This is a genomic window from Ralstonia sp. 22086 (assembly GCF_052045975.1).
Classification (GTDB): Bacteria; Pseudomonadota; Gammaproteobacteria; order Burkholderiales; family Burkholderiaceae; genus Ralstonia; species Ralstonia wenshanensis.
This window is the reverse complement of the sequence record NZ_JBQEPZ010000001.1, coordinates 739,619-760,179: the sequence shown is the minus strand read 5'-3', so window position 1 is coordinate 760,179 and position 20,561 is coordinate 739,619. Positions and strand designations below refer to the sequence as shown.

The window sequence follows — 20,561 nt, the reverse complement described above, 5'->3', positions numbered from 1 at the left end:
GTCCTCATTTTGCCCAGGCTCGCTCGTGTCTCAAGCTGCACCCAACGTCACGCCTTCCTCTTCTGCTCCAGCAACGGTTGCGCCGGACGCACCGTCGGCCAAGCCCCGTGGCCGCCGTAAGCCCGAAATGCCTGTGGCAGGGCCGCTGGAAATCGTCTCGCTCGATGGCGAAGCGCGTGGCATCGGGCGTTTGATGAACGAGGATGGCACGCCGGGCAAGGTTGTTTTTGTGGAAGGCGCACTGCCGGGTGAGCGGGTGATGTATCGCAGTCACCGCGTCAAGCCTTCATACGAGCAGGCGAGCGTCGTGAACATTCTGCGCCAGTCCGCCTCGCGCGTGACGCCGCAATGCAAGTTCTTTGGTGTGTGCGGTGGTTGCTCGATGCAGCATCTGGATTCGCGCGCGCAGGTTGCGATCAAGCAGCGCGTGCTGGAAGATGATCTGTGGCATTTGGCCAAACTGCGTCCGGACGTGGTGTTCCGGCCCATTGCCGGCCCGGATTGGGGCTACCGCTATCGGGCGCGTTTGACCGTGCGCCATGTTGCGGCCAAAGGTGGCGTGCTGGTGGGTTTTCACGAGCGCAAAAGCAGTTATGTGGCGGACATGACGTCGTGCGAGGTGTTGCCGCCGCACGTGTCCGCGCTGCTGGTGCCGTTGCGCGAATTGGTGGGGCGCCTGTCGATCGTGCAGCGCATGCCGCAGATCGAGCTCGCGGTCGGCCAGGATGTGACCGCGCTGGTGTTGCGTAACCTGGAGCCGATCACAGCTGAAGATGAGGCCGAACTGCGCACTTTTGCCGATCATCACAACGTTCAGTTCTGGCTGCAGCCCAAGGGGCCGGATACGGTCTATCCGTTCCATCCGCTGGATCGTACGCTGACGTACACGCTGCCCGAGTTCGGCATCACCATGCCGTTCAAGCCGACTGATTTCACGCAGGTCAATCACCAGATCAACCGGGTGCTGATGTCGCGGGCGCTGAAGCTGCTCGATGCGCAACCGGGTGATCGGCTGCTCGACCTGTTCTGCGGTATCGGCAACTTCACGCTGCCAATGGCGACGCGTGCCCGCGAGGTTATGGGGATCGAGGGCAGTGAGGCGCTGACGACGCGTGCCTTGGCCAACGCCCAGCACAACGGCCTGGACGCGAAGACAACATTTGCTTGCCGCAATCTGTTCGAAGTGACGGCTGATGATATTGCCGCGCTGGGCAAGTTTGACCGTTGGCTGATCGATCCGCCGCGCGAAGGCGCGCTGGCTGTGTCCAAGGCGCTGGCCGAGTTGTTTCAGCGTGGCGGTGATGCGGCTGAATTGTTGCCGAAGCGCATCGTCTACGTGTCGTGCAATCCGGCGACGCTGGCGCGCGACGCGGGTCTGCTTGTGCATGAAGCCGGCTACAGGCTGGCCGGTGCGGGCGTAGTCAACATGTTCCCGCACACATCGCACGTCGAGTCGATGGCGGTATTCGAGCGCGACTAAGCACTCGTCACGTAATCTTGCGGGCAACAAAAAACCGGCGCACTAGGCGCCGGTTTTTTTGTTACTCCGCGCCAGTGCTAGCGCGGGGGCGAATTTCGGTCAGTTGCGATTTCCGCCGAAGATGCCCAGGATCGCCAGCAGGTTCGTGAAGATGTTGTAGACGTCCAGGTAGATCGCCAGGGTGGCGGTCACGTAGTTGGTCTCGCCGCCGTTCACGATGCGCTGCACGTCGAACAGGATGTAGGCAGAGAAGATCGCGATGGCCAGCACCGAGATCGTGAGCATCATTGCCGGCAGTTGCAGCCAGATATTGGCTACCGAGCCTACGATCAGCACCAGCACGCCCATGAACAGCCATTTGCCCAGGCCAGAGAAATCACGCTTGCTGACCGTGGCGACCGTCGCCATCACACCGAAGATGATCGCTGTGCCACCGAACGCCGTCATGATGAGCGACGCGCCGTTCGAGAAGCCCAGGATCATGCCGATCAGCCGCGACAGCATCAGCCCCATGAAGAACGTGAAGCCCAACAGCAGCGCCACGCCCAGGCCGCTGTTCTTGAAGCGCTCAATGGCGTAGAAGAAGCCAAAGGCCACTGCCATGAAGATGACGAACCCCATCAGCGGGTTGCGTCCCATCAGGTTGAAGCCGGTGGCGACACCGATCCACGCACCGAGGATGGTGGGGATCATGGAAAGCGCGAGCAGCCAATAGGTATTGCGCAGCACGCGGTTGCGGACGGCCAACGCGCCGGCGGTGCCGGAAGCGCCAAAACCGTACGTGTTGAGTTGGTTGTCCATGCGAACTCCTTGGGGTGAATGACATTGCAGACAATGCGACGACACAGCGAATGTGGCATCCGAAACCGGCTTTTGCAAGCCGCATCGTCCTTACTTGGAGAGCCAGCATGCCACGCGGTTCCGGTCGCTGGCAGGCAATCACGGCGGAAAACGCGCTTCGCAGGTGACTTTCCGTGCGCCCGATAAGGGGATCCTAAGGCGCGTTCATCGAACTGGCGGTTGTGCTTAGTACGAAGTGATCGCTGAATCTCGTGGCTCTGCCAGCATTCGCGGGGCGGGGTTGCACCGCTTGACATTCAATCTGGCTCCCTCCCGTGTTAGAATCTAACGTTTATCTTTCACGTAACACCTTCATTTTTTGGAGTTTTTGATGGCGCTCGAACGCACTTTGTCGATTATCAAACCGGATGCCGTGGCCAAGAATGTCATCGGCCAGATCTACGCCCGCTTCGAAGGCGCAGGCCTGAAGGTCGTCGCGGCCAAGATGATCCACCTGTCGCGCGCAGAAGCCGAGCAGTTCTACGCCGTGCACAAGGAGCGCCCGTTCTTCAAGGATCTGGTGGACTTCATGATCTCGGGCCCGGTGATGGTGCAGGCGCTGGAAGGCGAAAACGCAATCGCCAAGAACCGTGACCTGATGGGCGCAACCGATCCGAAGAAGGCTGAGAAGGGCACGATCCGCGCCGACTTCGCCGACAGCATCGACGCCAACGCCGTGCACGGTTCGGACGCTGCTGAAACGGCTGCCGTGGAAGTCGCTTTCTTCTTCCCGGGCCTGAACATTTACAGCCGCTAAGCGTCAACACTAGACTGGAATTGGTGGTTTCGGGTTGCAAGTCATGAGCGATGTGGTGAATCTCCTCGATTTCGACGCACAGGGCCTTGTCGCGTACTGCGAGAGTCTGGGCGAGAAGTCGTTTCGCGCCAAGCAGTTGCAGCGCTGGATTCACCAGTCGGGCGCATCCGATTTTGGCGAGATGACCGATCTCGCCAAGTCGTTGCGCGAAAAGCTTGCGACCCGCGCCAACATCCAGGCGCCGGCGGTCATTACCGATCACCTTTCGTCGGACGGCACGCGCAAGTGGCTCGTCGACGTAGGGCAGGGCAATGCAGTCGAGACGGTCTACATCCCCGAAGAGACGCGTGGCACGTTGTGCGTATCGTCTCAGGCGGGGTGTGCCGTCAACTGCCGGTTCTGTTCGACCGGCAAGCAGGGCTTCTCGCGCAATCTCAGCACGGGCGAGATTATCGGTCAGCTGTGGATGGCCGAGTTCGCCATGCGCAAGCAGCTCGGCCGCGGCCCCAAGGACGATCGCGTTATCACCAACGTGGTAATGATGGGCATGGGCGAGCCGCTGCTGAACTACGACGCCGTGGTGCCGGCGCTGGCCCTGATGCTGGATGACAATGCGTATGGCCTTTCGCGGCGCCGCGTAACGGTGTCCACTTCTGGCGTTGTGCCGATGATGGACCGCCTTGCGCGCGATGTGCCTGTGGCGCTTGCAGTGTCTCTGCATGCGTCCAACGATGCGTTGCGCGACGTGCTCGTGCCGCTCAACAAGAAGTACCCGCTGGCCGAACTGATGGCAGCTTGCCGCCGCTATCTTGAGTTTGCGCCGCGCGATTTCATCACCTTTGAATACTGCATGCTTGATGGCGTCAACGACACCGTCGAGCATGCCCGTGAACTGCTGCGCGTCGTGGCCGACGTGCCGTGCAAGTTCAATCTGATCCCATTCAACCCGTTCCCGGAATCGGGGTTGAAGCGCTCGAACAATGAGCAGATCCGCCGCTTCTCACAGGTGCTGCTGGATGCCGGCATTGTCACGACCATCCGCAAGACGCGGGGTGACGACATCGATGCGGCCTGCGGTCAGCTCGCCGGCGAGGTCAAAGATCGCACACGCCTGGCCGAGCGCGGCAAGTTCGGCAAGATCGTCGAGATCCCCGTGGTCGGGGCCGACTCAACTCACCGCATGGGTACCGCATGAAGCGTTGGTCGACTGCTGTCAGTCTGGTCTTCACGCTGGCAGCTGCCGGGTGCGCATTGTCGCCGCCGGTCCAGACACAGACACGAGAAGTCACGACCGTCCCGGATCAAAAGGCTGACGCCGGCCGTCGCGCCGCGATCCGGTTGCAGCTCGCGACGCAATACTTGGAAGCTGGTCAGAATGCGACAGCGCTTGAGGAAATCAAGAACGCCATCGCGATTGATCCGAGTGTCCCAAATGCGTATCACATCCGCGCGCTGGCCTATATGAATCTCGGTCAACGCGAACAGGCTGACGAGAGTTTCCGCAGCGCGCTGGCAGCGACTCCGCAAGATGGTGACCTGCTGAACAACTATGGCTGGTTCCTGTGCTCGCAAGGCGGCAAGCCGGATCAAGGCATGGCGATGTTGCGCCAGGCCATCGAGACGCCTGCTGCTGCCAGCCCGGCCAAACCGTGGACGAACCTGGGCGTTTGCCAGATGCGTCAGGGCGATCTTGATGGCGCGGAGAAGAGCCTGACGCGCGCCACCTACATCGACGCGAACAATCTGCTGACTAACCTCACGTTGGCGCAGCTTTATTACAAACGCCGCGAATATGCGCGTGCCATGCCGTTTATCGAACGTGTGAATGGCCGTGGCAATGCGACGGCAGAAAGCCTGTGGCTGGGCGCGCGCATCGCGCGTCGCCTGGGTGACACTTCGCAGCAGAACGCATGGAGCGCGCAATTGCAGCGTCGCTTCCCCAATGCGCCCGAAGAGGCGGCATTCGAACGAGGAGCCTGGGATGACTGACCGCGACGTGGCAAGCGCTGCCGACCTCTCTCACGGCACTGCGCCTGCCTCGAATCCGTCTGCCGCCGCGTCGCCTGAGCGCGACGATGCGTTGCGTCAGATTGCCGAACGTCTGCGTGCCGGCCGCGAGCGTCAGCGTCTGACGGTCGACGATCTGGCCACGCGCTTGAAAGTGGCGCCGGGCAAGTTGTTGGCGGTGGAGTCGGCGGATGTCAGTGCGTTGCCCGACATGACGTTTACCAAGGGCCTCATCCGCGCCTATGCGCGCGCTCTGCAGGTCGATGTCGATGATCAGCTTGCGCGTTTGAACGCGCGTGCGCAGGTCACCAACATCGGATTGCGCCCTGAAGGCGGGCTCGGTGAATCGTTCTCCGACAAGCCGAGCTTTGCCAAGCGTCGGGGTGGCAGTGGTCGCTGGCTGATTGGTGTGCTGGTTGCGGTGATCGTGGCCGCCGGTGCGCTCGCGGGTATGGACCGTCTCAAGCAGTGGTTTGCCACGCAAACGGCGGCTACGCAGAGCACCGACTCAACCGCGAAGGAAGCACCGACTGCGGAGCAAGCCGCGCCCGCGCAAGTGGCTCCGGCGGCTGAGCAGGCACCGGCAGAAGCGCCGGCCGCTTCGATGCCGACGCCATTGACGCCCGTTGCACCGGCCGCTCCGGCGTCCGGTGTGGTGACTGCGCCGCTGGCGCCGCCGCCTACGCTGCCGCGTTCGGACAACGGTGGCGCGCCGGCTCCCGCTGTAGCGGGTGCGAGTGCCAAGCCGGCTGTCATCAACGTCGACGCTCCGATCGTTGCGCTGCCGGCAGAAGCCGCCAAGCCGGCTGAATCGGGCAGCGGCACGGTCTCGGTACGCTTCTCGGGTCCGTCCTGGTACGAGATCAAAGATAAGACCGGCAAGACGCTCGCCAGTGGTATTTCCAAGGAAGGCGACGCACGCGATCTGACCGGCACGCCGCCGTTCAAGGTCGTCTTCGGCAATGCGGAAGCTGTTGAATCGCTGGCCGTGGGCGGTGCCACCGTCGATCTTCAGAAGTACGCCCGCAATCGCGTGGCACGGGCCACGTTGCCCTGAACCGTTTTGTAAATGGCGCGGTGCCTGTAGGCGGCGCGCCTTGCCTGATCATGGAAATCACCACGCCTCTCGATTGCGCTCCAGCCTTGGTCGGCCCTTTGCCGCGCCGGAACTCGCGCGCGGCAGAAATCCGCTGGGGCGATCGCGTTGTGCACGTTGGCGGCGATGCGCCGGTCTGCGTGCAATCGATGACGAATACCGACACGTCGGACGCCATCGGTACCGCAATCCAGGTAAAGGAACTCGCACGCGCCGGCTCTGAGTTGGTGCGCATCACGGTCGATACGCCGGCCGCTGCCGCTGCAGTGCCGGCCATCCGCGAGCAGCTCGACCGCATGGGTGTGGACGTGCCGCTGGTCGGCGATTTTCACTACAACGGCCACAAGTTGCTGCAGGACTATCCGGAGTGCGCGCAGGCGCTTTCCAAGTATCGGATCAACCCGGGCAACGTCGGGCAGGGTGCCAAGCGAGACACGCAGTTCGCACAGATGATCGAGATCGCCTGCCGCTACGACAAGCCGGTGCGTATCGGCGTGAACTGGGGCAGCCTTGATCAGGATCTTCTCGCGCGCATCATGGACGAGAACGCACAGCGTGCAACTCCGTGGGATGCCCGGGCTGTGATGGTCGAGGCGCTGATTACCTCGGCGATCCAGTCCGCGCAGAAGGCTGAAGAGCTTGGCTTGCCGGGCAGCCAGATCATCCTGTCGTGCAAGGTGTCAGCGGTGCAGGATCTGATTGCTGTGTACCGCGAGTTGGCGCGTCGCTGCAATTACGCGCTGCACCTGGGGCTGACAGAGGCAGGCATGGGTAGCAAGGGGATTGTCGCTTCCACGGCGGCGCTTTCGGTGTTGCTGCAGGAGGGCATCGGCGACACGATCCGCATTTCGCTCACGCCGGAACCGGGTGCGCCGCGCGAGAAGGAAGTCATCGTCGCGCAAGAGATTCTGCAGACCATGGGCCTGCGCAATTTCACGCCCATGGTGATCGCGTGCCCGGGTTGCGGGCGCACGACCAGTACGGTGTTCCAGGAGTTGGCGGCGCGCATCCAGTCGTACCTGCGTGAGCAGATGCCGACGTGGAAAAAGCAGTACCCCGGCGTCGAAGAGATGAACGTGGCCGTGATGGGCTGCATCGTCAACGGCCCCGGCGAGAGCAAGCACGCCAACATCGGCATTTCGCTGCCAGGCACGGGCGAATCGCCGGCGGCGCCGGTGTTCGTTGACGGCGTGAAGGTGAAAACGCTGCGCGGCGAGCGCATCACAGAAGATTTCCAGACGATCGTCGACGAGTACGTGCGCACGCATTACGGCGCACAGACCCCGGCGACGGTCTAAGCGGCTCAGGCTTCAAAGCTTGAAGCTGAAGCGCGAAACGACCGGCCGGCCCCCGCACGAAGGTAGATGCGAGAGGCGGGCTTTCAACGTGACATCATGAGCGATACACAGAAACAACGCGTGCAGAAGATCGCCGGCGTCAAAGGCATGAACGATCTGCTGCCTAGTGACGCCCCGCTGTGGGAGCATTTTGATAACGCCGTGCGCAGCATGCTGCGCGCCTATGGCTACCAGCAGATCCGCACGCCGATCGTCGAGCAGACGCAATTGTTCGTGCGTGGCATCGGCGAGGTGACGGACATCGTCGAGAAGGAGATGTACACCTTCACCGATGCGTTGAACGGCGAGCAACTGACCATGCGCCCGGAAGGCACCGCCGCCGCCGTCCGCGCCGTGATCGAGCACAACCTGCTGTACGACGGCCCGAAGCGCTTGTGGTACACCGGCCCGATGTTCCGCCACGAGCGTCCGCAGCGCGGTCGCTATCGCCAGTTCCATCAGGTGGGTGTGGAAGCGCTGGGCTTTGCGGGCCCGGACATCGACGCAGAAGTCATCCTGATGTGCCAGCGCCTGTGGGACGATCTCGGTCTGGTCGGTCTGAAGCTTGAGTTGAATTCGCTCGGTCAGGCGGAAGAGCGCGCTGCGCACCGCGCCGATCTCATCAAGTATCTGGAAGGCTTCCAGGACATTCTGGATGAGGACGGCAAGCGCCGTCTTTACACCAATCCGCTGCGGGTGCTCGACACAAAGAATCCGGCGCTGCAGGAAATGGCGGTGGGCGCGCCGAAGCTGATCGACTATCTGGGCGACGAATCGCGCGCACACTTTGAAGGCGTGCAGAGGCTGCTGAAGGCGAACAACATTCCGTTCACCATCAATCCGCGTCTGGTGCGCGGGCTGGATTATTACAACCTGACCGTCTTCGAGTGGACCACCGATAAGCTGGGTGCACAGGGCACCGTGGCCGGCGGCGGCCGCTATGACCCGCTGATCGAGCAGATCGGCGGGAAGCCAGCCCCCGCATGTGGCTGGGCGATGGGCGTTGAGCGCATCATCGAACTGTTGCGTGAGGAGAAGCTGGAGCCCGAAGCGCAAGGCTGTGACGTGTACATCGTCCATCAGGGCGATGAGGCGCAGGTGCAGGCGTTGATTGCGGCAGAGCGGCTGCGCGATGCCGGCCTCGACGTCATCCTTCACGCCTCGCCTGAAGGCCGCAACGGTAGCTTCAAGTCGCAGTTCAAGCGCGCAGACGCAAGTGGCGCATCCTATGCGGTTATCATTGGCGACGATGAGGTCACCCAAGGTGTTGCACAGATCAAACCGCTGCGTGGCGATCCGGCCGCGGATGCCCAGCAGACCGTGCCGTCGGACCAACTGGTCGACCGCCTGATCGATGCCATGGTGGCCAACAACGACTAACCGCGACAGTGCGTTCCGCAGCGAACCACCGCGATCCACTTCCAATATTCAAGCTCTGCAAAGCATGGCCTACGATCTCGAAGAACAGGAACAGATAGAGAGTCTCAAGCACTGGTGGCGTGATAACGGCAACGTGATCACGTGGATCGCCATCGTGGTGCTGCTGGCCGTGGCCGGTTGGTTCGGCTGGAAAAACTGGCAGCGTAAGCAGGCCGGCGAAGCGTCCGTGCTGTACGAGCAAGTGCAGAAGGCCGTTGATGGCAAGGACGCTGAAAAGATCAAGCGCGCCGCGACTGACATGGAAGACAAGTTCGGTGGCACGGCCTACGCGCAGATGACCGCGTTGGCGGCGGCCAAGGCGCTTTACGAAGCCAACGATGCGGCCGGCGCCAAGGCGCAGCTGCAATGGACGGTTGATCATGCGCGCGACGATGAATACAAGGCGCTCGCCAAGCTGCGTCTGGCCGGTCTCCTGCTCGATGAGAAAGCCTACGATCAGGGCATCGCGCTAGTCTCCGGCGACGTAGCGCCGGCGTTTGCGGGCTTGTACGCCGATCGTCGCGGCGATCTGCTGGCCGCGCAGAACAAGAACGAAGATGCCCGTGCCGCCTACAAGCTGGCGCTGGAAAAGTTCGGTCCGGCCGATGCTTCGGCGCGCCAGATCGTGCAGTTCAAGCTGGATGCCCTGGGCGGCGCCTGATTGGCGCACCCCATGCAATTCGACGCATAACAAAAGGATCCCGATTTCATGATTCACGCACTTGAGCAGGGTGGTGCTGCGCGCGGTGTTGCACGGGCGGCACGCGTGGCAGTGCTGGCACTGGCAGCGACGGCTGTCCTTGGCGGTTGCTCGCTGTTCAGCAGCAAGAACAAGCATGAACCGGCCAAGCTGAGGGACGTTCAGCAAGTGCTGGCCGTGCGCCAGGTGTGGAGCGTGAGCGTCGGCAAGAGCGGCCGCTACGTGATGCAGCCGGCGGTGGCGGGCAACAACGTCTATGTGTCGGCCGCTGGCGGTACTGTCACCGCCCTGGATGGCGCCACCGGTCGCACGGTTTGGCAAGGCAAGGCAGACGTGGACCTCACCTCCGGTCCTGGCAGCGATGGCACCCTGACAGCCGTGGCGGGTGAGAAGGGTGCGGTCATCGCGTTCGACGAGAAAGGCGCACAGAAGTGGAAAGTTGCTGTCAACGGTGAAGTCCTGACGGCGCCGCTGGTTGGCCAGGGATTGGTGATCGTCCGTACGACCGATGGCCGCGTCATGGGTCTGGACCCCAGCAATGGCGAACGCAAGTGGATTTACCAGCGTTCTCCGTCGGCGCTGAACCTGCGCAGCAGTCTCCCGATGATTTTCTCCGGCGATAACATCATCCTCGGATTTGCAGGCGGCAAGCTCGGCGCACTGTCGGCCAGCAACGGCGCCTTGCGCTGGGAAGCTGCCGTGTCGTATCCGCGTGGGGTATCGGAAATCGAGCGCCTCAACGATGTGACGGGGGCACCGTCGGTCAACGGTTCGCAAGTCTGTGCAGCCAGCTTCCAAGGGCGCGTGGCATGTTTCGATACGAGCACCGGCGCACCGCGCTGGGGTCGTGATTTCTCGTCGCCGACCGGTGTAACGCAAGAGGATGACGGGCTGTTTGCCGCTGACGAGAAGTCGGTGGTCTACGGTTTTAACGCACAAAACGGCGCTGACCTCTGGAAGAACGACGCGCTGCTGTGGCGCGACCTCGGTACGCCGCTGGCGTTTGGCCGTGCGGTCATCGTGGGCGATTCCGAAGGTTGGCTGCACTTCCTGTCCCGTGATGACGGCAAGTTCGTCGCCCGCGTGAAGACCGACAGCAGCGCCATTGGAGCAGCACCCGTGGTAGTTGGCCAGACGCTGGTCGTGCAAACCCGCGGTGGCGGTGTCTACGGCTATTTGCCTAAGTAACATCGGCCGCCTTGGCCCGGATGGGCTGCGGCGGCACACGCATCACATCGGGGCGGTATCGCCGCCTTGAACTTGCGCCCGCGTATTCCGCGGGCGTCTTGCATCTGTGTCGTCAGGCATTCAGCCGTACAGATGCCAACCGCAGTTGCAACAACCAGAATTTGCCGTTGCGCCATTCGCGTGCGGCACACAAGCATGAAACCAGTCATTGCCCTCGTAGGGCGGCCGAATGTCGGCAAATCGACCCTCTTCAACCGTCTGACGCGCTCGCGTGACGCGTTGGTGGCGGATATCCCGGGCTTGACGCGCGATCGCCACTACGGTGAGGGCCGCGTGGGCGATCGTCCGTTCATCGCTATCGATACCGGCGGCTTCGAACCTGTCGCCAAGGACGGCATCGTTGCAGAGATGGCCAAGCAGACGCGTCAGGCCGTGGTCGAAGCCGATGTCGTGATCTTTATCGTCGATGGTCGTCTGGGGCTGGCGCCGCAGGATCGCGTGATCGCCGACTATCTGCGCAAAACCGGGCGCCGCATCCTTTTGGCCGTCAACAAGGCTGAGGGCATGCGCTACACCGCCGTCGCCAGCGACTTCTACGAGCTTGGCCTGGGCGATCCGGCTGCCATCTCGGCCGCGCACGGTGACGGGGTCAATGATTTGGTGGCCGAGGCGCTCGACCTGGCGTTTGCCGAGCGCCCTGAACTTGCCGAGGCAGCCGACGCGCACGACCATGGCACCCGCATTGCCATCGTTGGTCGTCCGAACGTGGGCAAGTCGACGCTGGTGAACGCGTTGATCGGCGAAGAGCGTGTGATCGCATTCGATATGCCGGGCACCACGCGCGACGCCATCTATGTGGATTTCGAGCGTAACGGCAAGCCTTACACGCTCATCGATACGGCCGGCTTGCGCAAGCGTGGCAAGGTGTTCGAGGCAATTGAGAAGTTCTCGGTGGTGAAGACGCTGCAGTCGATTGCCGACGCCAACGTGGTTGTGCTGATCCTCGACGCGCAGCAGGACATTTCCGACCAGGACGCGCATATCGCCGGATTCATCGTAGAGTCCGGGCGGGCGCTGGTGATTGGCGTCAACAAGTGGGATGGTCTGACCGGCCATGCACGCGATCGCATCAAGCACGATATGGAGCGCAAGCTGCAGTTCCTTTCGTTTGCCAACGTGCATTACATCTCGGCCAAGGAGGGCACGGGCATTGGCGCGCTGATGAAGTCCGTGGACGCCGCGTACGCTGCCGCCATGGTCAAGCTGCCGACACCCAAGCTCACGCGCGTGCTGATGGAGGCAGTCGAGTATCAGCAGCCGCGTCGCGCAGGCGTCTCGCGCCCGAAGCTGCGCTACGCGCACCAGGGCGGTTCCAACCCGCCAATCGTGGTGATTCACGGCAATGCGCTGTCGAATATTCCCGAGACCTACCGCCGCTACTTGGAAGGGCGTTTCCGGGAGGCCTTCCAACTGAAGGGCACACCGCTGCGGATCGAATTTCGTACGAACAAAAACCCGTACGCCCAATCGAACGATTGAGCATCGCACGGGCGGTGCTCCACGGCGGGGGCGTGTGACGCGGGGGCATTTGAACGGGGGATCACCAAAAAGGCCGAGCCATTTCATATGGCGGGGTCATCGGTTTTCCGTTTGCTTTCCCTGATTTCTAAGGCTAAATTCTCGAGACATGGCGCTTGGTGTCTGCAAATCCCAGGCGCCATTGGCGTCATTTGGACGCGTCTGGCCGACTCTTTTGACGAACTTTTTTTGCGTCGCCTGCTTGAACCCGGGCTTCCTAGCCCCATAACCCATCACTAAACCTATAAATCTGGAGTGTGCCATGAGCAACAAAGGGCAATTGCTACAAGACCCGTTTCTGAATGCGCTGCGTAAGGAGCATGTGCCGGTGTCGATCTATCTCGTCAACGGTATCAAGCTGCAAGGCAACATCGAGTCGTTCGACCAGTACGTCGTGCTCCTGCGTAATACCGTGACGCAGATGGTGTACAAGCACGCAATCTCCACCGTGGTGCCGGCCCGTGCCGTGAACTTCCGCGTGGACGAAGCGCCTGACGCCTGATTCTGCCTCGCTCCCGCCGCCGTCCGCGCGGCGGGACGCACCCACCCCGTTTCTCCCTTCTCTATTTCCCCGTTTGGCATCCCATCCCACCTCCAGCTCGGAGCCGACGCGCGCCATTTTGGTCGCCGTCGATTTCGGCAAGCATGATTTCCAAGAAAGTCTGAGTGAACTGGCCCTGTTGGCCTCCACAGCCGGCTCTGAACCGGTGCGCGCGGTTACGGGTAAGCGTTCCCGGCCTGATGCAGCGCTGTTCATCGGCGCAGGCAAGGCGGAGGAAGTAAAGATCGCCGCAGACGAGGAGGATGCGGAAATCGTCATCTTCAACCATGCGCTGAGCCCAGCTCAGCAGCGCAACCTCGAGCGCTTTTTCGGGCGCCACGTCGTGGACCGGACCGGCCTCATTCTCGATATTTTCAGCCAGCGCGCGCAAAGCCACGTCGGCAAGGTGCAGGTTGAGCTCGCTCGCGTGCGATATCAGGCGGCACGTCTGGTGCGTGCGTGGAGCCACTTGGAGCGCCAGAAAGGCGGTGTCGGTCTGCGCGGTGGCCCGGGCGAGCGTCAGCTCGAATTGGACCGGCGGATGTTGGACGAACGCGCCAAGCGGCTATCGTCCGAGTTGGACAAACTGCAGCGTCAGCATGATACGCAGCGCCGTTCGCGCAGCCGCAACGACGCGTTTTCCGTCTCCCTGGTCGGCTACACCAACGCCGGCAAATCGACGCTTTTCAATGCGCTGACCAAGGCGCGCGCGTACGCGGCCAACCAGTTGTTCGCCACGCTGGATACGACATCCCGCCGGCTGTACCTCGAAGGGCTGGGCAACGTGGTGCTGTCGGACACGGTCGGGTTCATCCGCGATTTGCCGACGCAACTGGTGGCGGCTTTCCGCGCCACACTGGAAGAGACCGTCCACGCAGACGTGCTGCTGCACGTGGTGGATGCAGCCAGCAGCGTCAAGCATGAGCAGATGGAGCAGGTGGATCGCGTGCTGGATGAAATCAATGCCAGCGGCATCCCCCAGATTCTGGTGATGAACAAGATTGACGCGGCGGAGGAGCTGCGTGCGGCTGGCCCGCGCATCGAGCGTGACGAATCCGGCGCCGTGCGGCGTGTGTTCGTTTCCGCCATCGAAGGTACCGGGCTCGATTTATTGCGCGAGGCGCTGGTCGAGACCGCGATCCGCTTGCGTGAGCACCCCGCGCCGCATGGCGGCGATTTCGATCCGCGCTTCGATACCCGCCGTGATTCGCTGCCGGCGCACCGTGACGAACTGTCGCAAAGCTTGCCGAACAGCGGTTCTTCAGCCAAAGGTGACGAAGAGGGCTGATAGAATGCCCCGTCACTCCTTCGCAGTCAGACAATCAGGACAAGCCCGACCGCTCATGCCCGAGATTTCGACCCAGTCTTCCTCCATGGCCTCGCCGCGTCCGGCGCGAGGTTTGTGGCACCGCTTGCGTGTGCTGCTTTCGCTGAACGATCCCCGCTGGGGTCGCGGCGATGACAACAACGCCGAGCGCGAAGGCAAAGACGAGCCAAAGCGTCAAAGCAAGCCGCCTCAGGACGGCCCCCCCGACCTCGACGAGTTGTGGCGCGACTTCAATCGCCGCCTGAATAACCTGTTCGGTCGCAAGGATAGCGGTAACGGTAACGACGGCCCCACGCCGCTGCGTCCGGGTAACGGCCGAAGTGGTTCAGGCCTGGGCGTCGGTGTGCTGCTGGCGGTGCTTGTTGGCCTGTGGCTGGCGAGCGGTTTCTTTATCGTGCAGGAGGGCCAGACGGGCGTGATCCTGCAGTTCGGCCGCTTCAAGTATCTGGCAACGCCAGGTATCAACTGGCGCTTGCCGTATCCGATCGAATCGCACGAGATCGTGAACCTGTCGGGTGTACGCACGCTGGAAATCGGTCGGACTACCCAGATCAAAGATACAAACCTGAAAGACTCGTCGATGCTCACGCAAGACGAGAACATCGTCGACGTCCGGTTCTCGGTTCAGTACAACATTGCCAACCCCGTCGACTACCTGTTCTACAACCGTACGGACCGCGGCGGCGATGAAGAGCTGGTGACGCAGGCGGCAGAGACGTCGGTGCGCGAGATCGTCGGCCGCAACAAGATGGACGCGGTGCTGTACGAAGGTCGCGATGCCGTTGGCCGCAACCTGGCCGAGTCGATTCAACGCATCTTGTCGGCGTATAAGACCGGGATCCGAATCCTTAGCGTCAACGTGCAGAGCGTGCAGCCGCCCGAGCAGGTGCAGGCCGCGTTCGATGACGTGACCAAGGCGGGGCAGGACCGCGAGCGTGCGATCTCCGAAGGTCAGGCTTATGCCAACGACGTGGTGCCGCGCGCCAAGGGTACGGCCGCACGTTTGGGTGAAGAGGCGCAAGGCTACAAGGCACGGGTCATTGCACGTGCGGAAGGTGATGCGGCTCGCTTTGCGTCGGTGCAACGCGAATACGCGAAGGCGCCGCAGGTCACGCGCGACCGTATCTATCTGGAAACCATGCAGGACATTTACGCCAACTCGACCAAGGTGCTCGTCGATCAGGGCAGTGGCAGCCTGTTGTATCTGCCGCTGGACAAGCTGATCGCGCAAACGCAGGGCGATACATCGCGTCCGGCTGCCGCGCCTGGTGCGTCGCCCCAGGACAGTGGTTCTGTGCAGGGCGTGCCGACCCCCTCCAATCCGTCGCCGGCCAATGACGCAGATTCGCGCTCGCGCGAAGCACTGCGGAACCGTGACCGCGATTCGCGCTAACAGGAGGGCACTATGAATCGTCTGATTTCTGCCTTCGTGGCGCTGGTCATTGCCCTGGCGGTGTTCTCGTCGGTGGTGTTTGTGGTGGATCAGCGGCAGTACGCCGTGGTGTTCGCCTTTGGTGAGATCAAGCAGGTCATCAAGGAGCCGGGCCTGCACTTCAAGCTTCCGCCGCCGCTGCAGAACGTGGTGTTCATGGACAAACGCCTGCAGACCATCGATGTGGCCGGCGCCGACCGTTTCATTACGGCTGAAAAGAAGAACCTGCTGGTCGACTGGTTTGTGAAGTGGCGCGTGTCTGATCCGCGTCTGTTCTACGTGAGCTTCAAGGGCGATACTCGCCTCGCGCAGGACAGCATGACGCAGAAGATCAACTCCATCGCTCGCGATGAGTTTGCGCGCCGCACCGTGTCTGACGTGGTATCGACGGATCGTGAAGCGGTGATGCAGAGCATCCTCAAGGGCGTGCAGGAGTACGGCAAGTCGGTCGGCGTAGACATCATCGACGTGCGCCTGAAGCGGGTGGACCTGCTGGCCAGCGTGACCGAATCGGTCTATCGCCGCATGGAAGCCGAGCGTAAGCGTGTGGCCAATGAGCTGCGTTCGACGGGGGCTGCCGAGGGCGAAAAGATTCGCGCCGATGCCGATCGTCAGCGCGAAGTCGTCTTGGCCGACGCCTACCGTGATGCCCAGAAGATCAAGGGTGAAGGCGATGCCCGCGCCGCCGACATTTACGCCGATGCGTTTGGCCGCGATCCGCAGTTCGCCGCATTCTGGCGCTCCATGGAGGCGTATCGCGCGTCATTCCGCGATCGGAAGGACGTGATGGTGCTGCAGCCGAACAGCGATTTCTTCAAGTACATGCGCAGCCCGAACGGCGGCGGCTCGGCCGCAGCGCCAGCTGCCCAGACGGGGCGCCATCGCTAGTACAATGCGTCGCTGATCATTTGAGGCGGACAGACCCCGGCTTGCCGGGGTTTTGTTCGTTCGCCAACCGCACCCCATGGAAGAGTCACTCCCCACCGTTTTGCTGGCAGCGTGCGCGCTGGTGCTCGTAGTCGAGGGCATCCTGCCGTTTGTAGCGCCGCAGGCCTGGCGACGCGCTTTCCAGACGCTGACCGAACTGCCGGACGAAAAGCTTCGCGTGATCGGTCTGGTGTCGATGGCGATTGGCCTCATCCTCCTGCGGTTGCTGCATCGCTAGCGCACTTCCTGCGTTTTTACGATTTTCTGCTGTACCAAGACTCCCGAGCGAGACCGCCATGCCGACCAATTGGCTGCTGCCTGAATCCATTGCTGATGTGCTGCCCTCCGAGGCGCGCAAGATTGAAGAGTTGCGCCGCCGCATGCTCGACCTGTTCCGCACTTACGGCTACGAACTGGTCATGCCCCCGATGCTGGAGTACATCGAGTCGCTGCTTTCGGGCACCGGACACGATCTGGACCTGAAAACGTTCAAGCTGGTCGACCAACTTTCGGGGCGCACCATCGGTCTGCGCGCCGACATCACGCCGCAAGTCGCCCGTATCGATGCACACTTGCTGAACCGTGCTGGCGTGACGCGTCTTTGCTATGCGGGATCGGTATTGCATACGCGCCCAAGTGGATTCCACGTCACGCGTGAGCCGCTGCAGATCGGTGCCGAAATCTATGGTCATGCCGGTCTGGAAGCTGACCTCGAAATTCAAGAGCTGATGCTTGCCGCGCTGTCGGCCGCCGGTCTGGCGGATGTACGCTTGGACCTCTGTCACGTTGGGGTGGTGGCGGCATTGCTAGACCAGTCGCCGGTTGCCGGTCGTATTCAGGACGACCTCTTCACGGCGCTCGCCGCCAAGGACGTCCCCGCTTTGCGTGCTATCACGGCCGACTTGCCGCCGACACAGCGCGACGCCATCAACTTGTTGCCAGCACTGTACGGCGGTGTCGATGTGCTGGACCGTGCGCGTAAGCAGTTGCCCGCGCTGCCCGCCATCGGCCGTGCGCTGGACGACTTGGCTACACTGGCCGAGCGCGCAGGCGGGGCAGCCGTCAACATCGACTTGGCCGATCTGCGCGGCTACCACTACCACAGCGGTGTGATGTTCACTGCCTACGTGGCCGGTGTACCGAATGCCGTGGCGCGTGGCGGTCGGTACGACAAGGTCGGAGAGGCTTTCGGCCGTGCTCGCCCGGCGACCGGCTTTTCGCTGGACCTGCGTGAGGTCGCCGGCATTTCGCCAGTGGAGGCGCGCGCCGCTGCCATCCACGCGCCCTGGTCGGGCGATGCCAAGCTTCGTGAGGCGATCGCTGCGCTGCGCGCGGCGGGCGAGATTGTCATCCAGTCGCTGCCGGGCCACCCGGAAGATCTGGAGGAGTTCGCTTACGATCGGCAACTCGTCGAAGAAGGCGGTCGCTGGATCGTCAAGCCCCGCAACGCTTCGGTCTGAAGTTGTTGCATAACGTTGTGTAAATACCCGGTAATTCCAGGGAAGGCCCTGGCAACAAGGGTAGAATACGTTTTTAACCCATCTGCAAATTCAACATGTCCGCACCAGCAGTGAGCCAAGGACGCAATGTCGTCGTCATCGGCACCCAATGGGGTGACGAAGGTAAAGGGAAAATCGTCGATTGGCTGACCGATCATGCGCAAGGCGTGGTTCGTTTCCAGGGCGGACATAACGCAGGCCATACCCTCATCATCGGCGGCAAGAAGACGATTCTGCGTCTGATTCCGTCGGGCATCATGCGCGATGGTGTCGCGTGCTACATCGGCAACGGTGTCGTGCTCTCGCCTGAAGCGCTGTTCAAAGAAATCGACGAGCTTGAATCGGCCGGCGTGCAGGTGCAGAACCGCCTGCGCATTTCGGAAGCAACCAACCTGATCCTGCCGTACCACGTGGCCATCGACAAGGCGCGCGAAGCCAAGCGTGGCGCCGCCAAGATCGGTACCACCGGCCGCGGCATCGGCCCGGCATACGAAGACAAAGTGGCCCGCCGCGCGCTGCGTGTGCAGGATCTGTTCGATCCGGCTTACTTTGCCGAGCGTCTGCGTGAGAACCTGGACTTCCACAACTTTGTTCTGACGCAGTACCTGAATCACCCGGCGCTGGATTTCCAGCAGACCCTGGACGAGATGCTGTCGTACGCAGGCCGCCTCGCCCCGATGGTGACGGATGTGTCGGCCGAACTGTTTGCCGCCAACGCGGCCGGCAAGAATCTGATGTTCGAAGGCGCGCAAGGCACGCTGCTCGATATCGACCACGGTACGTATCCGTTCGTTACGTCGAGCAACTGCGTGGCAGGCAATGCCGCGGCGGGTGCAGGCGTTGGTCCGGGCCAGCTGCATTACATCCTTGGCATTACCAAGGCGTATTGCACGCGCGTGGGTTCCGGCCCGTTCCCGAGCGAGCTGTATGACGCGGACAACCCGGCGCGCCAGGATCCGATCGGCGTGCGTCTGGCCAATGTCGGCAAGGAATTCGGCTCGGTCACTGGCCGGCCGCGCCGCACGGGCTGGCTGGATGCCGCCGCGCTGCGTCGTGCGATCCAGATCAACGGCGTGTCGGGTCTCTGCATGACCAAGCTCGATGTGCTGGATGGCCTGGAAACGCTCAAGCTGTGCGTCGGCTACATGCTCGATGGCAAGGAAATCGACATCCTGCCGCGTGGCTCCGATGCTGTGGCGCGTTGCCAGCCGATCTACGAAGAATTCCCGGGCTGGAACACCTCGACCTTCGGCCTGAAGGAGTGGGATGCGCTGCCCGAGACTGCTCAGGCTTACCTGAAGCGCGTCGAAGAAGTGGCTGGCATTCCGATCGCCATGATCTCCACCGGCCCTGACCGCGACGAGACCATCCTGCTGCGTCATCCCTACAAGGACTGATGCGCTGCTCTCAGATTCGCCCGGTGATTCGCCGGGCGAATTTGCATGGAGCGCCGTTTTTCATAGAACACGATAGCGGCAACTCACGCCGCATTCACGATACGAAGAGGTACACCATGAACCAGCCGATCAACGACGACTCGCACCTGTGGGTGTCTTGGGATGACTACCACGGCCTGATCGAGCGCCTGGCGCTCGTCGTGCACGAGTCGGGCTGGAAGTTCGACAAGATTCTGTGCCTGGCGCGCGGCGGCTTGCGTGTTGGCGATCAGCTTTCGCGCATTTACGACCTGCCGTTGGCCATCCTGGCGACGAGCAGCTATCGCGAAGCCGCTGGCACGCAGCAGGGCGATCTCGACATCGCGCAATACATCACGATGACCCGTGGCGAGCTGTCGGGCCGCGTGCTGTTGGTGGATGATCTGGTGGATTCGGGCATTACGCTGGAGCGCGTTGGGCGTCACCTCAAGGAGCGCTACCCGGCCGTGACCGACGTGCGTACTGCTGTGTTGTGGCACAAGGCGTGCTCGAAGATCAAGCCTGATTATGCCGTGCAGTTTCTTGCGACCAATCCGTGGATCCATCAGCCGTTCGAGGAATACGACACGCTGCGCCCGCATAACTTGGCAGCGTGGATCAAGCGCGGCAAGTCACGTTCAGCCGGCAACGGCGAGGCGCCGGCAGTTTGAGGCGTTGGTCGATAGCGTCGAGGCGCGAATGGAGTGGCGTGTGCGGCTTGCGTCGTGCGTGCCACTTCGGTAACCTGCTGTCACGGGCTGCAATATTGGCCCGAAACCCGCGTACGGATTGGCTTTGCAGGAGTTGGCCAATCGGCGGTGCGCGGTTGATCGAGGCGAGGTGTGTCTTTGTGGATGCACTGGGCTTCGAGCCCACCCAGCGTTTGGGGCAGGTGAGGCCGGTGATCCTGGCTCGGCCCTGGCGCGATAGCCAAGACACAATGCACGTCGCACTTCGCGGAATGTCGCATCAGCAACTGAACAACGGCAATCCGGCCGCGGAAAAGAAAAACGGCGCA

Annotated in this window: 19 protein-coding genes; 18 read left to right on the top strand and 1 reads right to left on the bottom strand. The window is 62.2% G+C overall.

Going from position 1 to position 20,561, the window contains the following annotated elements; genetic code table 11:
• Positions 1-127: 127 nt before the first annotated feature.
• Complete coding sequence (gene rlmD / locus ACTJK6_RS03525) at positions 128-1,480, top strand: 23S rRNA (uracil(1939)-C(5))-methyltransferase RlmD (RefSeq protein WP_440838774.1); 1,353 nt, start codon at positions 128-130, stop codon at positions 1,478-1,480.
• A gap of 99 nt (positions 1,481-1,579) precedes the next feature.
• On the opposite strand, the gene ACTJK6_RS03520 is transcribed toward rlmD, so the two are convergent.
• Positions 1,580-2,281, bottom strand: a complete 702-nt coding sequence (locus ACTJK6_RS03520) for a Bax inhibitor-1/YccA family protein (RefSeq protein ID WP_024975969.1) — start codon at positions 2,279-2,281, stop codon at positions 1,580-1,582.
• Positions 2,282-2,651: 370 nt separating this feature from the next.
• Here ACTJK6_RS03520 and ndk point away from each other — a divergent pair, with 370 nt between their 5' ends.
• The 17 genes from ndk to ACTJK6_RS03435 all read left to right on the top strand — a co-directional run bounded on the left by ndk (position 2,652) and on the right by ACTJK6_RS03435 (position 20,214).
• Entirely contained in the window at positions 2,652-3,077 is a 426-nt protein-coding gene (gene ndk / locus ACTJK6_RS03515) for a nucleoside-diphosphate kinase (protein ID WP_045204261.1), read from the top strand.
• Between the two features lie 43 nt (positions 3,078-3,120).
• Positions 3,121-4,272, top strand: coding sequence for a 23S rRNA (adenine(2503)-C(2))-methyltransferase RlmN (gene rlmN / locus ACTJK6_RS03510; RefSeq protein WP_440838354.1), 1,152 nt, complete (start codon positions 3,121-3,123; stop codon positions 4,270-4,272).
• Entirely contained in the window at positions 4,269-5,066 is a 798-nt protein-coding gene (pilW, locus tag ACTJK6_RS03505; protein ID WP_253537080.1) for a type IV pilus biogenesis/stability protein PilW, read from the top strand. The genes rlmN and pilW overlap by 4 nt, the downstream gene beginning before the upstream one ends.
• Entirely contained in the window at positions 5,059-6,141 is a 1,083-nt protein-coding gene (locus tag ACTJK6_RS03500; protein WP_440838353.1) for a RodZ domain-containing protein, read from the top strand. The genes pilW and ACTJK6_RS03500 overlap by 8 nt, the downstream gene beginning before the upstream one ends.
• 50 nt (positions 6,142-6,191) lie before the next feature.
• Positions 6,192-7,478, top strand: coding sequence for a flavodoxin-dependent (E)-4-hydroxy-3-methylbut-2-enyl-diphosphate synthase (gene ispG, locus ACTJK6_RS03495; RefSeq protein WP_440838352.1), 1,287 nt, complete (start codon positions 6,192-6,194; stop codon positions 7,476-7,478).
• 96 nt (positions 7,479-7,574) lie between these two features.
• Positions 7,575-8,897 carry a histidine--tRNA ligase gene (hisS, locus tag ACTJK6_RS03490; protein ID WP_440838351.1) on the top strand — a complete coding sequence of 441 codons (1,323 nt, stop codon included), beginning with the start codon at positions 7,575-7,577 and terminating at the stop codon, positions 8,895-8,897.
• A gap of 64 nt (positions 8,898-8,961) precedes the next feature.
• On the top strand, positions 8,962-9,597 hold the full coding sequence (locus ACTJK6_RS03485) for a YfgM family protein (RefSeq protein ID WP_260802647.1): 636 nt from the start codon (positions 8,962-8,964) through the stop codon (positions 9,595-9,597).
• A 48-nt stretch (positions 9,598-9,645) separates the two neighbouring features.
• A complete protein-coding gene (gene bamB, locus ACTJK6_RS03480) occupies positions 9,646-10,824 on the top strand; it encodes an outer membrane protein assembly factor BamB (protein ID WP_440838350.1) in 1,179 nt (392 codons plus the stop codon).
• 195 nt (positions 10,825-11,019) lie between these two features.
• Positions 11,020-12,363, top strand: coding sequence for a ribosome biogenesis GTPase Der (gene der, locus ACTJK6_RS03475; RefSeq protein ID WP_232042513.1), 1,344 nt, complete (start codon positions 11,020-11,022; stop codon positions 12,361-12,363).
• A gap of 301 nt (positions 12,364-12,664) precedes the next feature.
• Positions 12,665-12,904 (top strand): RNA chaperone Hfq, encoded by a 240-nt coding sequence (gene hfq, locus ACTJK6_RS03470; protein ID WP_004626316.1) that lies wholly within the window; start codon positions 12,665-12,667, stop codon positions 12,902-12,904.
• Positions 12,905-12,977: 73 nt separating this feature from the next.
• A complete protein-coding gene (gene hflX / locus ACTJK6_RS03465; protein WP_322016532.1) occupies positions 12,978-14,231 on the top strand; it encodes a GTPase HflX in 1,254 nt (417 codons plus the stop codon).
• 55 nt (positions 14,232-14,286) lie between these two features.
• Entirely contained in the window at positions 14,287-15,663 is a 1,377-nt protein-coding gene (hflK, locus tag ACTJK6_RS03460; RefSeq protein ID WP_440838349.1) for an FtsH protease activity modulator HflK, read from the top strand.
• Between the two features lie 12 nt (positions 15,664-15,675).
• The gene (gene hflC / locus ACTJK6_RS03455) at positions 15,676-16,590 is read left to right on the top strand and encodes a protease modulator HflC (RefSeq protein ID WP_260802643.1); all 915 of its coding nucleotides are present in this window, start codon (positions 15,676-15,678) and stop codon (positions 16,588-16,590) included.
• 76 nt (positions 16,591-16,666) lie between these two features.
• Positions 16,667-16,867, top strand: a complete 201-nt coding sequence (locus tag ACTJK6_RS03450; RefSeq protein WP_232042517.1) for a DUF2065 domain-containing protein — start codon at positions 16,667-16,669, stop codon at positions 16,865-16,867.
• A gap of 58 nt (positions 16,868-16,925) precedes the next feature.
• Positions 16,926-18,089 (top strand): ATP phosphoribosyltransferase regulatory subunit, encoded by a 1,164-nt coding sequence (locus ACTJK6_RS03445; RefSeq protein WP_232042518.1) that lies wholly within the window; start codon positions 16,926-16,928, stop codon positions 18,087-18,089.
• A 95-nt stretch (positions 18,090-18,184) separates the two neighbouring features.
• Positions 18,185-19,525, top strand: a complete 1,341-nt coding sequence (locus tag ACTJK6_RS03440) for an adenylosuccinate synthase (protein WP_232042519.1) — start codon at positions 18,185-18,187, stop codon at positions 19,523-19,525.
• A 116-nt stretch (positions 19,526-19,641) separates the two neighbouring features.
• On the top strand, positions 19,642-20,214 hold the full coding sequence (locus ACTJK6_RS03435) for a phosphoribosyltransferase (RefSeq protein ID WP_045204246.1): 573 nt from the start codon (positions 19,642-19,644) through the stop codon (positions 20,212-20,214).
• The last annotated feature ends 347 nt before the right edge of the window (positions 20,215-20,561 follow it).

Excerpts from the sequence above, each read along its gene's own strand:
- hflK (WP_440838349.1), top strand. The coding sequence starts at position 14,287 with ATGCCCGAGATTTCGACCCAGTCTTCCTCCATGGCCTCGCCGCGTCCG.
- hisS (WP_440838351.1), top strand. The coding sequence starts at position 7,575 with ATGAGCGATACACAGAAACAACGCGTGCAGAAGATCGCCGGCGTCAAA.
- ndk (WP_045204261.1), top strand. The coding sequence starts at position 2,652 with ATGGCGCTCGAACGCACTTTGTCGATTATCAAACCGGATGCCGTGGCC.
- pilW (WP_253537080.1), top strand. The coding sequence starts at position 4,269 with ATGAAGCGTTGGTCGACTGCTGTCAGTCTGGTCTTCACGCTGGCAGCT.
- ACTJK6_RS03440 (WP_232042519.1), top strand. The coding sequence starts at position 18,185 with ATGTCCGCACCAGCAGTGAGCCAAGGACGCAATGTCGTCGTCATCGGC.
- rlmD (WP_440838774.1), top strand. The coding sequence starts at position 128 with ATGCCTGTGGCAGGGCCGCTGGAAATCGTCTCGCTCGATGGCGAAGCG.
- ACTJK6_RS03485 (WP_260802647.1), top strand. The coding sequence starts at position 8,962 with ATGGCCTACGATCTCGAAGAACAGGAACAGATAGAGAGTCTCAAGCAC.
- ACTJK6_RS03450 (WP_232042517.1), top strand. The coding sequence starts at position 16,667 with ATGGAAGAGTCACTCCCCACCGTTTTGCTGGCAGCGTGCGCGCTGGTG.
- rlmN (WP_440838354.1), top strand. The coding sequence starts at position 3,121 with ATGAGCGATGTGGTGAATCTCCTCGATTTCGACGCACAGGGCCTTGTC.
- bamB (WP_440838350.1), top strand. The coding sequence starts at position 9,646 with ATGATTCACGCACTTGAGCAGGGTGGTGCTGCGCGCGGTGTTGCACGG.
- hfq (WP_004626316.1), top strand. The coding sequence starts at position 12,665 with ATGAGCAACAAAGGGCAATTGCTACAAGACCCGTTTCTGAATGCGCTG.
- der (WP_232042513.1), top strand. The coding sequence starts at position 11,020 with ATGAAACCAGTCATTGCCCTCGTAGGGCGGCCGAATGTCGGCAAATCG.
- ACTJK6_RS03500 (WP_440838353.1), top strand. The coding sequence starts at position 5,059 with ATGACTGACCGCGACGTGGCAAGCGCTGCCGACCTCTCTCACGGCACT.
- ACTJK6_RS03520 (WP_024975969.1), bottom strand. The coding sequence starts at position 2,281 with ATGGACAACCAACTCAACACGTACGGTTTTGGCGCTTCCGGCACCGCC.
- hflC (WP_260802643.1), top strand. The coding sequence starts at position 15,676 with ATGAATCGTCTGATTTCTGCCTTCGTGGCGCTGGTCATTGCCCTGGCG.
- ACTJK6_RS03435 (WP_045204246.1), top strand. The coding sequence starts at position 19,642 with ATGAACCAGCCGATCAACGACGACTCGCACCTGTGGGTGTCTTGGGAT.
- ACTJK6_RS03445 (WP_232042518.1), top strand. The coding sequence starts at position 16,926 with ATGCCGACCAATTGGCTGCTGCCTGAATCCATTGCTGATGTGCTGCCC.
- ispG (WP_440838352.1), top strand. The coding sequence starts at position 6,192 with ATGGAAATCACCACGCCTCTCGATTGCGCTCCAGCCTTGGTCGGCCCT.